Annotated in this window: 11 protein-coding genes and 1 pseudogene; 8 read left to right on the top strand and 4 right to left on the bottom strand. The window is 76.3% G+C overall.

Translation table 11 applies throughout. The features are described from left to right. The 5 genes from ABTZ91_RS04770 to ABTZ91_RS04750 form a co-directional block, all read left to right on the top strand. On the top strand, positions 1-1,319 hold a 1,319-nt coding region (locus ABTZ91_RS04770), incomplete at its 5' end, for an FAD-dependent oxidoreductase (protein WP_352075674.1). Beyond that, positions 1,316-2,776: an FAD-dependent oxidoreductase gene (locus tag ABTZ91_RS04765; protein WP_352075673.1), complete on the top strand. Its 1,461-nt coding sequence runs from the start codon at positions 1,316-1,318 to the stop codon at positions 2,774-2,776. The genes ABTZ91_RS04770 and ABTZ91_RS04765, both read left to right, overlap by 4 nt. Before the next feature lie 191 nt (positions 2,777-2,967). Further along, the gene (locus ABTZ91_RS04760; protein WP_352075672.1) at positions 2,968-3,459 is read left to right on the top strand and encodes an NUDIX domain-containing protein; all 492 of its coding nucleotides are present in this window, start codon (positions 2,968-2,970) and stop codon (positions 3,457-3,459) included. Positions 3,460-3,552: 93 nt separating this feature from the next. Next, positions 3,553-3,798 (top strand): hypothetical protein, encoded by a 246-nt coding sequence (locus ABTZ91_RS04755; protein WP_352075671.1) that lies wholly within the window; start codon positions 3,553-3,555, stop codon positions 3,796-3,798. Positions 3,799-4,191: 393 nt separating this feature from the next. Further along, positions 4,192-5,568 carry a serine hydrolase gene (locus tag ABTZ91_RS04750; RefSeq protein WP_352075670.1) on the top strand — a complete coding sequence of 459 codons (1,377 nt, stop codon included), beginning with the start codon at positions 4,192-4,194 and terminating at the stop codon, positions 5,566-5,568. Between the two features lie 198 nt (positions 5,569-5,766). Here ABTZ91_RS04750 and ABTZ91_RS34125 read toward each other — a convergent pair whose 3' ends face one another. Continuing rightward, a complete protein-coding gene (locus ABTZ91_RS34125; RefSeq protein ID WP_407077889.1) occupies positions 5,767-6,000 on the bottom strand; it encodes a hypothetical protein in 234 nt (77 codons plus the stop codon). Between ABTZ91_RS34125 and ABTZ91_RS34120 the strand changes: the two are divergent. After that, positions 5,896-6,231, top strand: a pseudogene (locus ABTZ91_RS34120) (DUF6058 family natural product biosynthesis protein); the annotation flags it as partial. The gene ABTZ91_RS34125 and the pseudogene ABTZ91_RS34120 overlap by 105 nt on opposite strands. Positions 6,232-6,330: 99 nt before the next feature. Here the strand turns inward: ABTZ91_RS34120 and ABTZ91_RS04740 are convergent. Together ABTZ91_RS04740 and ABTZ91_RS04735 are read right to left on the bottom strand one after the other, a co-directional pair. Next, a complete protein-coding gene (locus ABTZ91_RS04740) occupies positions 6,331-6,690 on the bottom strand; it encodes a DUF3040 domain-containing protein (protein ID WP_352075690.1) in 360 nt (119 codons plus the stop codon). A gap of 212 nt (positions 6,691-6,902) precedes the next feature. Further along, positions 6,903-7,160 carry a DUF5133 domain-containing protein gene (locus ABTZ91_RS04735; protein ID WP_352075669.1) on the bottom strand — a complete coding sequence of 86 codons (258 nt, stop codon included), beginning with the start codon at positions 7,158-7,160 and terminating at the stop codon, positions 6,903-6,905. A 143-nt stretch (positions 7,161-7,303) separates the two neighbouring features. Between ABTZ91_RS04735 and ABTZ91_RS04730 the strand changes: the two genes are divergently transcribed. Beyond that, entirely contained in the window at positions 7,304-8,341 is a 1,038-nt protein-coding gene (locus ABTZ91_RS04730; RefSeq protein WP_352075668.1) for an NAD-dependent epimerase/dehydratase family protein, read from the top strand. 139 nt (positions 8,342-8,480) lie between these two features. Here ABTZ91_RS04730 and ABTZ91_RS04725 read toward each other — a convergent pair whose 3' ends face one another. Further along, entirely contained in the window at positions 8,481-9,356 is an 876-nt protein-coding gene (locus ABTZ91_RS04725; protein WP_352075667.1) for a glutathione S-transferase C-terminal domain-containing protein, read from the bottom strand. A 512-nt stretch (positions 9,357-9,868) separates the two neighbouring features. On the opposite strand from ABTZ91_RS04725, the gene ABTZ91_RS04720 reads away from it, so the two are divergent. Next, positions 9,869-10,327: an Rrf2 family transcriptional regulator gene (locus tag ABTZ91_RS04720; RefSeq protein WP_352075666.1), complete on the top strand. Its 459-nt coding sequence runs from the start codon at positions 9,869-9,871 to the stop codon at positions 10,325-10,327. The last annotated feature ends 88 nt before the right edge of the window (positions 10,328-10,415 follow it).

Raw genomic sequence — 10,415 nt, 5'->3', positions numbered from 1 at the left:
CCTCGGCGTACGGTACGGACGGCGGGCCCGGACCTGGGCCCTGCGGGACTGCGCCTTCGCCCTTCCCACCGGCCGGATCTGCGCCCTGGTCGGCCACCGGTTTCGACGCGGTGCCCGGCTCCCTGGAGGCGCGCCTGGTCCGCGAGGGCGGCCGGATGCTCGCCGCGTACGCCGAGGAGACCGGGATCGCCGTCGAGCCCGTCGGCGCGCTGCTGGTCGCCTGGGACGAGGAGCAGCTCGCCGCACTCCCCCGCCTCGCCGACAAGGCCGTGCGCAACGGGCACCACGGCACCCGCCCGGTGTCCGCCGACGAACTGCGGGCCCGCGAACCGCACCTCGGGCCAGGCGCGCTCGGCGCCCTGGACGTGCCGGGCGAGTCGGTCGTCGACCCCTGGTCCACGCCGCTCGCCTACGCCACCCAGGCCGTACGCTCCGGCGTCGACCTGCATCTGGACTGCCGGGTGGAGAAGGTCCGCCCCGGCGGGCCGGGGACCCCGCACCGGCTGATCACCCGGCGCGGGGTGCTGCGCACCCGCTTCCTGGTCAACGCGTGCGGGCTGTACGCGGACGCCTTCGACGCGCTGGTCGGGCGGTACGACTTCACCGTCACCCCGCGGCGCGGCCAGCTGGTCGTCTTCGACCCCTTCGCGCGGCCGCTGGTGCGGCACATCCTGCTGCCGGTGCCCGGAGCCCTCGGCAAGGGCGTGCTGATCGCGCCGACGGTGTTCGGCAACGTGCTGCTCGGGCCGACCGCCGAGGACCTGGACGACAGGACGGCCACCGGCACGACGGCGGAAGGGCTCGCCGCACTGCGCGCGCGGGGCCGGCGGATCCTCCCGGCGCTCCTCGACGAGGAGGTCACCGCCGTCTACGCGGGCCTGCGGGCCGCCACCGGCGCCGAGGACTACCGGATCGCCGCCCATCCCGACCTGCGGTACGTCACGGTCGGCGGGATCCGCTCCACCGGACTGACCGCCTCGCTCGCCCTCGGCCGGCACACCGTCGGGCTCCTCGCCGACGCGGGCCTGGAGCTCGGGCCCGAGCGGCCGCTCGCCCCCGTGCGGATGCCGAACCTCGGCGAGGCCTTCCCCCGCCCGTACCGGGACGCCGAGCGGATCGCCCGCGACCCCGAGTACGGCCGGGTCGTCTGCCACTGCGAGCGCGTCACCCGCGGCGAGATCCGCGACGCGCTCGCCTCCACGGTGCCGCCCGCGTCCCTGGAGGGGCTGCGCCGCAGGACCCGGGCCAGGGCGGGGCGCTGCCAGGGGTTCACCTGCGGGGCGACGGTGCGGGCGCTGTTCGAGGGGGGCGTGCGGTGAACCGTACGGTCGACGTCCTGGTGGTCGGCGGCGGCCCGGCCGGTCTGGCCGCCGCGGCGCGGCTCGCGGCGGCGGGCGCGGGCCGGGTCGAGGTCCTGGAACGCGAGGAGGCGGCGGGCGGCGTCCCCCGGCACTGCGGCCGGGCCGGCTTCGGGGCGTACACCGGTCCCGAGTACGCCCGGCGGGCGGTGGCCGAGGCGGTGCGGGCCGGGGCGGTCGTACGGACCGGGGCCGGCGCGACCGGCTGGGCCGGACCGCTCGTGGACGTCCTGCCGGTCGGGCCGGGTCAGGGAGCGGCGTCCGGTGCGGGCGACGGCACGGCGGAGGACCGCAGGGCCGGGCGTCGCCCGGCCGAGGACCGCACCGCCCGGCATCGCCCGGCCGAGGACCGCACCGCCCGGCATCGCCCGGCCGAGGACCGCACGGTCGGGCGTCGCACGGCGGAGGACGCGGTGCTGGGGGCCGGGGGCCCGGCGAGCTCGGTGGGGCATCCCCTGGCTCTGGAGGTCACCGCGCCGACCGGCCTCGAGCGGATCACGGCACGGGCGGTCGTGCTGGCCACCGGGGCACGCGAGCGGCCGCGCAGTGCCCGACTGGTGCCGGGCTCACGGCCGGCCGGTGTGCTGAGCACGGGTGAACTGCAGCAGTCGGTCGAGCTGTTCGGGCTGCGCGGGGAGCGGATCGGCCGGCGGGCGGTGGTGGTCGGCTCCGAGCCGGTCGCCCGGCACGCGGTCGGCACGCTGCGCCGGGCCGGGGTCGCGGTGGTGGCGGTCGTCGCCGACCGTGCGGACGGGGCGCGACTGCCGTGCCCGGTGCTGCGCGGGGCGACGGTGCTGGAACTCGTGGGGCGTGCGCGGCTGTCGGGGCTCGTGGTGCGTGCCGCCGACGACCGCACGCGGCTGCTGCGCTGCGACACGGTCGTGTTCACCGGTGACTGGCTGCCCGACCACGAGCTGGCCCGCTCCGGCGGTGTCCCGCTCGACCCGGCGACCCGCGGCCCGTCGGTCGACCCGGCCCTGCGCACCCCGGTGCCGGGTGTCTTCGCGGCGGGCAATCTGCTGCGGGGCGTGGAACCGGCCGTCGTGGCCGCGGCGGAGGGCCGGGCGGTCGCCACCGCCGTCCTCGCCCATCTCGCGGGCGCCGCCTGGCCCGAACCGGGCCCGGCGCTGCTGGCGGCGGGATCCCTGCGCTGGGTCACCCCGGGCCGGCTGTCCGCGTGCGGCGCGTCCGCGTCCGTGCCCACGCTGTCGCTGCGGCCCTCGGAGCGCCTGGTCCACCCCACCCTGACGGTGACCCAGGACGACCGTCTGCTGTACCGTCGCCGCCTCCCCGCGCGGCTTGAACCGCACCGCTCGCTCCGGCACGCGGCCGCGTGGGCCGCCGGGGCGGACCCGGCGGCCGGGGCGGTGACGGTGCGGATGGAGGCCGACCGGACGGTGTCCTGGGCGGGCCGGTGACCCGCGAGGTTCCAGGGTGTGGAGCGGGAGCTCGGCCGGGAAGGGTCCGGCCGGTCCGCCGGGATCGTAGGAGGCGGCGGACCGCTCGTCGGTGACGATCAGGACACGGTCACGGTCGTGCCCTCGGTGGCGGGTGGCGCCCGGGGCGCCGCGGGGTGTGCGGTGGCTCGGCGTCGGCCACACTGGGCGGCATGTCCGAGAAGCGCAGTGCTGGTCTCCTTCTCTTCCGCCGGACGCCGGACGGGCCTCCGGAGGTGCTCATCGGTCACATGGGTGGCCCTTTCTGGTCCTCGCGTTCCCAGGCGGCGTGGTCGATCCCCAAGGGTGAGTACGAGCCCGGCGAGGCGCCCGAGGTGGCGGCGCGGCGGGAGTTCGAGGAGGAGCTCGGGCTTCCGGCTCCGGAGGGCGAGTGGTTCGCGCTGGGCGAGGCCCGCCAGAAGAACGGGAAGCTCGTCACCGTGTGGGCGGTGGAGGCGGATCTGGATCCGGGGCTCGTGGTGCCGGGGACGTTCACCATGGAGTGGCCGAGGGGTTCGGGCGTGCTGCGGGAGTTCCCGGAGATCGACCGGGTCGGCTGGTTCGGGCTGCCGGAGGCCCTGCCGCTCCTGGTGGCGGGCCAACGCGTGTTCCTGGAGCGGCTCGCGGCGCGGCTCGACGGTGCGGCCGGGGTGGCCGGGGCCTGAAACGGGCCGCCCGGGGGCGGGTTCACCCTCCATTGTCAGACCCGTGCGAGAGGGTGGGTGAGCCAAGCTCACATCGTCGAGAGGGAGCCCGACATGACGACGACCACCGGCCGCGAGCGCGCCGCGGCCCAGGCGTATCTGCGCCTGCTGGAATCCACCCAGGCCGTTCTCTCCGACCCGCGGCTCGAGCCGTACGCGGCGGCGATGCTGACGCACCCGATGGCGGAGGCGGACGCGGCGCTGCGCGCGGCGGGCCTCGCGGGGAACGAGGCGCATCTGTTGCGCCTCGTGGCGTCGCTGCGGGCCTCCCCGGCCGCCGAGCGGGGAAGGGCCGTGTGAGCCGCCGCCGGGCCCGCTCGGGCCGCCGGCGCGCCGGTCGGGTGCCGGCCCCGGTGGTCGGACGCCGGGAGCCGGGGGTCAAGCGCCGGTCGGGTGCAGGAGAGCCGGTGGACAGGCGCCGGTCGGGTGCAGGAGAGCCGGTGGACAGGCGCCGGGGAGCCGGGGGTCAAGCGCCGGTCGGGGGGACGTCAGGCGCCGGGGCGGATGCCGACGGGGCTGTCCCGGCGCAGCCCGTTCCCCGCGCCGGGCGCCGCGAGCCACCGGCCCCGGCCGCTGCCCGGCCCCGTACGCGGTGGCCCGTCGGTGCGGGGCGGTACGCCGGTCGGCGTGGCCGCTACGCCGGTCGGCGCACTTGGATCTGCGCCCGGGTGACGGCGTTCCTACGGTGGCTGAATGATCGTCACGCCTGCCGTTCGCCACGCAGCCGCCGGTGCCGCCGCGCTGCTGCTCGCCCTGCCGGTGCCCACGGCCTCGGCCGCCGCCGTCGCGGAGCCGACCCCGCCCGCCCGGCACTTCGTCGATCCCGCCCGGCTCGACCGTTCGGGAACGCAGGTGCAACCGCTGAGGGGCGCTCCGGAGCTGCCGTCCGTCACGGCCCTGTCCTGGGTGGTGGCCGACGTGTCCACGGGAGAGGTCCTCGCGGCCCGCGACGCCCACAGACGGCTGCCGCCGGCCAGCACGCTCAAGACGCTGTTCGCGCTGACGGCGCTGCCCCGCCACGACCCGGCCGAACGTCACACCGTCAGCCGCGCCGAGCTCGACGGCATCGGCGAGGGCAGCAGCCTCGTCGGGGTGAAGGAGGGCTACACGTACAAGGTGTCGGATCTGTGGAACGGGGTCTTCCTCAGTTCCGGGAACGACGCGGTGCGGGTGCTGGCGGCGATGAACGGCGGCTGGGAGGCGACGGCCCGGCAGATGCAGCGGAAGGCGCAGGCCCTGGGGGCGCGCGACACGCGGGTGGTCTCCCCCGACGGTTACGACGCGCCGGGGCAGGTCTCCTCCGCGTACGACCTGGCGGTCTTCGGGCGGGCGGGGGTGCGGGACCCGCAGTTCACCCGCTACTGCTCGACCCCGTACGCCGACTTTCCGGCTGGCTCGTGGTCGTACGGCATCGCCAACACCAACCGGCTCCTGACGGGCGCGAATGGCGTGGCGCGCTATCCCGGGCTGATCGGTGTGAAGAACGGCTACACCAGCGGGGCGGGCAACACCCTGATCGCGGCGGCCCGGCGGGGCGCCCGCACCCTGGTGGTGTCGGTGATGAGGCCTCAGGGCGGCGGCGGCCGCGCGGTGTACGAGGAGGCCCGGGCGCTGCTCGACTGGGGCTTCGACGCCGCGCACCTGGTCCAGCCGGTGGGCTCGCTGGAGCCCCGTCAGGACCGCCGGCAGCCTCGGGGCACGGTGCCGGCCGAGGCCCGCGTCCAGGCGGAGGCGCCCGTTCGGGCACAGGCCGGTGCGCAGGCCGGTTCCGAGGCGGGCGCGGAAGGGGGAGCGGAGGCGCGTTCCACGGCGAGTGCCCCCGCGCGTGCGCGCGCTACCGCTTCGGCCACGGCGAGTCCCGGCACGGGTGCGGGCGCGGGCGTCGGCGCGGATGCCGCGGCCCGTGCCGGTACCGGTGCCGCTCCCGGCGGGGCGGCTGCGCGCGACACGCCGAAGGGCGCCGCGCCCTCGGGCACCGCGGCCGGGCTGCCGCTCGCCCTGGTCGGCTCGGCGCTCGGCGCGGCCCTGTCGCTGTGGCTGTGGCGGCGGTTCGGCGCGCGCGGCAACTGAGGCGGCGGTCCGTCCCGTCCGGCACGGTTCGGCGGGCGCCGTACGGTCCGGCGCCTGGCCTGCCGGGACGCCGCCTCGAAACGTCCCCGGGCGGCAGCCGGAAGGAGTGGTCATGAGCAGGGGTCCGTACGTGGAGGAGATCGCCCGGCGGTTCCGGGAGGTCAACGGCGACCATCCGATGACGGCCGCGGACGACGCCTACGTCAGCGCGCGGTTCACTCCCCTGGAGGAGCTGTGCGCCGCGCGGGGGACGTCGCGGAGGTGCGGCGGCAGATGCTGGAGGGCCTGCTGCCGCTGCCCGGACATCTGCGCTCGGACGGCGCGGAGATGGTCCCGCACGACCTGTTCGACCTGGTGGAACAGGTCGAGGCCGGGGATCCGGCGGCGGACGCCGTCGGCCCGGAGCGGCCGCGGGACTGGTTCACGGCGCACGGGGCGGACCCGGCCGAGGGCGCCGGGGAGTGGGAGGCGTATCTCAGCGGCCGATACGTCTGTCTCCACCGGGTCACGCCGCAGACGATCCGCCGCAAGGGTGAACTGACCGCCGCGATCATCGAGGCCGTCCGGGTCCCGCGCCTCGACTCGCCGCTGTGGTCGGTCGCGCTGCACGCCCTGGTCGACGAACTGGACGCCTTGGAGCCGGACTTCGCGCCCTACGACCGGCTGCGCTTCGGCGGGCCGACCTCCCGGGACGTCTGTATCGATGCCGTGCGGGCCGCTTTCCGCGCCCCGGACAGCCGGCGCCCGCGCCGGAGGACGCTCTCAGGTGACGCCGCCGTGGCCCGTCTCGCCGGGCTCGTCCTGCCGATCCTGCCCGGCCCGCGTCCGCCGACGGCCGGACCAGCGCAGCAGCAGGTCCAGCGCTCCGGCCGCGGTCAGCACCCAGGCGGCCGCGAAGGACCAGAGCAGGGCGGGCGATCCGGTGGCGACGGCGGCCACGAAGAGGATTGCCGTCGCCGGGCCGAGGACGGCCACGGCGACCGGGACGGCATGCCGTCCGGTCCGCGCCGGTGGGCGGCCGGCGACGAGGGTGCGGGCGAGGGAGTCGTCCGCCCTCAGGTCGTGTTCGATCTCCGCGAGGATGCGCCGCTCGCGCGGCGAGAGCCGTGCTCCACCGTCCATGTCCGGCACCTCCCGGCCAGGTTCCGACCTCGGCCCCCGGCCCGGGTCTCCGCCCTCGCCTTCGGCCTCGGCTGCCACGCCCGGCCGCCGGTTCCGGTTCCCGTCTCCCGGTCCCCGTTGCCGGCTGCCGGTTCCGGTCTTCCGTTCCCGGCCTCCGGCCGTCGGGCCAAAGGCCGTTCCCGGCCCCGGCCCGCGGCACGTCGTCCGTGACGCTACTCGGCGGCTACCCCGCCGGTGCGCGTCGAACCGCACACCTGGACCCTCGCCCCGGCCGGCTCGGCCGTGTAGCGTTCGGCGGCCAGGACGGCCTGGCGGGCCGTCCGCTCCCCCATGAGGACGCACAGCGTGTACGCGGTGTCCTCGAACCGCCTGCGGGCCGCCAGATCGTGCGGCCTGGCCAGGACGTGCCGTTCCTGGGCGCGGTAGTTCCGCAGCAGGCGGGCGATCGTGTTGCGGTCGGGGAGCAGCATCCGTTCCTCCTGGTCATGGCTGGCCCCCCGGTCACACCATGGTGGGTGCACATGCTCACAAGCGCGACCCACAGCGCTACCCTCCGTGTCCGACCCGGCCACCTCCGCGTGCGGGGGCGGCCGTGATGGCGGATCGTCGAGACATGAACCCCAGCGAGCGGATGCGTGTCGTCGTCACCGGTGCCACGGGCAACGTCGGGACGAGCCTGGTCCGCGCCCTGGCGCGGGAGCCCAGGGTCGCGTCCGTGCTCGGTCTGGCGCGTCGCAGGCCCGGTCTGACCCTGGAGAAGACCGAGTGGGCGGAGGTGGACCTTTCGCTGGACGGCGACGAGGCCCGGCTCGCCCAGTACGTGGCGGACGCCGACGCGGTGGTCCATCTGGCGTGGCGCTTCCAGCCGACACACGATCCGGCGACCACCTGGCGGAGCAATGTGCTCGGCTCCGTTCGGGTCCTGGACGCGGTCGCGGCGGCGCGGGTGCCGGTCCTGGTGTACGGCTCCTCGGTCGGCGCCTACTCCCCCGGGCCCGGGAACGGCGCGCCGGTGTCGGAGTCCTGGCCGACGCACGGCTGGCCCGGCGCCGCGTACACCCGCGAGAAGGCGTACGTGGAACGGCTTCTGGACACGTTCGAGCGCGACCACCCGACGACCAGGGTGGTGCGGATGCGGCCGGGCTTCATGTTCAAGGAGGAGTCGGCGAGCGAGCAGCGGCGGATCTTCGCGGGCCGCTGGCTGCCCGGCCAGCTGATCCGGCCGGAATTGATTCCGCTCGTACCGGAACTCTCGGGGCTGCGTTTCCAGGCCCTGCACACGGACGACGCGGTGGAGGCCTACCGGTCGGCGCTGCTGCGGGACGTGCGCGGGGCGTTCAACCTGGCGGCGGATCCGGTGGTCGACGTGGGCACGCTGGCCGCGCTGCTCGACGCGCGGCCGGTGAAGGTGCCGACCGCCGCGGTCCGCGGAGTGCTGTCGGCGGCCTGGCGGATGCGGGTGGCGCCGGCGTCGCCGGATCTCTTCGACGCGGTGCTGCGGCTGCCGCTGCTGTCCACGGAGCGGGCGCGGCGGGAGCTGGAGTGGACGCCGTCCAGGTCCTCGGTGGAGGCCCTGGAGGCATTCCTGCGGGGCGTCCGCGGGGGTGGCGGGGACGCCACGGAGCCGCTGTCGGGCCGCCGGTTCGGCTGAGCCGTACGGGGGCCGGTGCCGGTCGGCCGGCCGGAAGCCCGGCGGTCGGAAGCCCGGCGGTCGGCGGTCGGCGGTCGGCGGTCGGCCGCGTAAGGCTCAGGCGCGAGGCCTGGGCGCGTGCGGCTCAGGCGCGTGCGGCTCAGGCGCGTGCGGCGGACCAGTCCACGATCCGCATGGCGGCGCCGGCCGCCTCCCGGCCCCGGCAGTGGGCGCGGTGCCGGTCGAGCAGGGCGTCGACGTCGAGGTGGCGACCGAACGCGGAGTGGGCGGCGAGCCGTCCGGCGTAGGACCACAGCGCGGTGTACCCGGCGACCCGTTCCATCGCGGCGGCGTCCAGGTGCCAGCGGTGGACGGTGTCCAGCTGGACGAGGGTGACCCAGACCGTGACGTCGGCGGCGGTGGGCGCGTCGCCGAGGACGTACGGGTGCCGGGCCAGGCGCCGTTCCAGGGCACCGAGCGCCGAGAAGAGCACCGTGAGCGGGTCCCGGTGGGCGGCGGTGTCGTCGAGGCCGAGCTCTCCGGCGCGCTGGGCGGCGGCGTTGACGCTGCGTTCGCACAGGTCGGTGAGGGCCCGGATCTCGTCCTGCCGGTCCTCGGGGAGGAGTTCGGGCCCGTCGCCGCCGAAGCGCAGGGCCAGGTCGCGCAGGATGTCGGGCACATGGGTGGAGACGATCCGGCCGGTCCAGCCGTCGCTGAGGACGGGCGCCGCGGCCGGCCCCCGGTAGAGGTGGGCGCTGGCCTCGTACAGCGGACGCAGCACGGCGTAGCCGCCGTCGGGCGTGTCGGGGAGGGCGGGCAGGACGGCCAGCGGGAGCGTGTCGTCGAGTCCGAGCAGGCTGTGGGTCACGGCAAGGCCCAGACAGCCGGGGTCGGCGGGTGCCAGATGGAGGCGGTAGCGGTGCGGTACGGGGTAGTGGCCGCTGCGCACGTCACGGCCGATGCGGCCGCGGAAGGCGGGGGCGGCGCCGGTGCCGGCCGGGACGACCGAGGTGGCGACGGAGGTGGCGACGGACATGGTTTCTCCCTGGGTGCTCGGTGCTGGGTCGCGGGACGGCACGGCGGCGAGACGCCGTGCGCCCGGAGGCAGCAGAGGTACGGGAAGGGGGCGGGCGGAGCCGTACGACGCCGGCTCGTCCGCATGGAGCCGTACGGCGGGCTCGTGCGGGGCGGTTCGGGCGGAGGGCCCCGTACGGCCGGAGACGCGTCGCACGGCGGAGTCGTACGGCGGTGTACGGCGGAGTCGTACGACCGTGTCCTGCGGAGGTGTCCAGGACGGGGCGTCCGGCGGAGTCGTACGGCGGTGGGAGGCGGCGTCAGCCCGCGCTGCAGACCCGCAGCAGATCGATGTGGCGGCGGGAGGTGAGCGAGAGGGAGCGCGGCAGCCGGACGGCGAAGGCCGTGTCCGGCGGGGCGGTGACGACGGCTCCCATGTTTCCCTACCTGTTCGCTCGGTTTCCCGTCCCGAGTGTGGGATCGGCGGCGCCCCTCGTCAAGGGTGCGGACGGGGCGCGAATGCATAATGCGCCTATGCGCATTTCAGCCAGGGCCGACTACGCGGTGCGAGCCGCCCTCCAGCTCGCGTCGGCCCGGGAGTCCGGGCCGGTGAAGGCCGAGGCCATCGCCGACTGCCAGGGGATCTCCCACAAGTTCCTGGAGGGCATCCTCGGCGACATGCGCAGGGGCGGCCTGGTGCAGAGCCAGCGCGGCGGGAACGGCGGTTACTGGCTGGCGAGGCCGGCCGAGGAGATCTCGGTGGCGGACGTGATCCGTTGCGTGGAGGGGCCGTTGCTGTCGGTGCGTGGCGTCCGGCCGCCGGAGCTGTCGTACACCGGTCCGGCCGAGTCGCTGCTCACCCTGTGGGTCGCGCTGCGGGCGAACGTACGTCATGTGCTCGACGGCGTCTCGCTGGCCGAGGTGGCCACGGCGAAGCTGCCGCCGGAGATCGTGGCACTGGCCGAGGACCCGGAGGCCTGGACCAACCCCTGAACGGGCCCCTCCCCTCCCCCGGACACCCGTCCCACCCGTCCCACCTGTCGAGCACTCAACGTCCGTGATGCGGACGCCCCTTGGGGTC

This window comes from Streptomyces sp. NPDC126499 (assembly GCF_040302485.1).
Classification (GTDB): domain Bacteria; phylum Actinomycetota; class Actinomycetes; order Streptomycetales; family Streptomycetaceae; genus Streptomyces.
This window is presented reverse-complemented; position numbering and strand designations above follow the sequence as displayed.

Excerpts from the sequence above, each read along its gene's own strand:
- ABTZ91_RS04730 (WP_352075668.1), top strand. The coding sequence starts at position 7,304 with ATGAACCCCAGCGAGCGGATGCGTGTCGTCGTCACCGGTGCCACGGGC.
- ABTZ91_RS04720 (WP_352075666.1), top strand. The coding sequence starts at position 9,869 with ATGCGCATTTCAGCCAGGGCCGACTACGCGGTGCGAGCCGCCCTCCAG.
- ABTZ91_RS04725 (WP_352075667.1), bottom strand. The coding sequence starts at position 9,356 with ATGTCCGTCGCCACCTCCGTCGCCACCTCGGTCGTCCCGGCCGGCACC.
- ABTZ91_RS04740 (WP_352075690.1), bottom strand. The coding sequence starts at position 6,690 with ATGGACGGTGGAGCACGGCTCTCGCCGCGCGAGCGGCGCATCCTCGCG.
- ABTZ91_RS04750 (WP_352075670.1), top strand. The coding sequence starts at position 4,192 with ATGATCGTCACGCCTGCCGTTCGCCACGCAGCCGCCGGTGCCGCCGCG.
- ABTZ91_RS04755 (WP_352075671.1), top strand. The coding sequence starts at position 3,553 with ATGACGACGACCACCGGCCGCGAGCGCGCCGCGGCCCAGGCGTATCTG.
- ABTZ91_RS04760 (WP_352075672.1), top strand. The coding sequence starts at position 2,968 with ATGTCCGAGAAGCGCAGTGCTGGTCTCCTTCTCTTCCGCCGGACGCCG.
- ABTZ91_RS04735 (WP_352075669.1), bottom strand. The coding sequence starts at position 7,160 with ATGCTGCTCCCCGACCGCAACACGATCGCCCGCCTGCTGCGGAACTAC.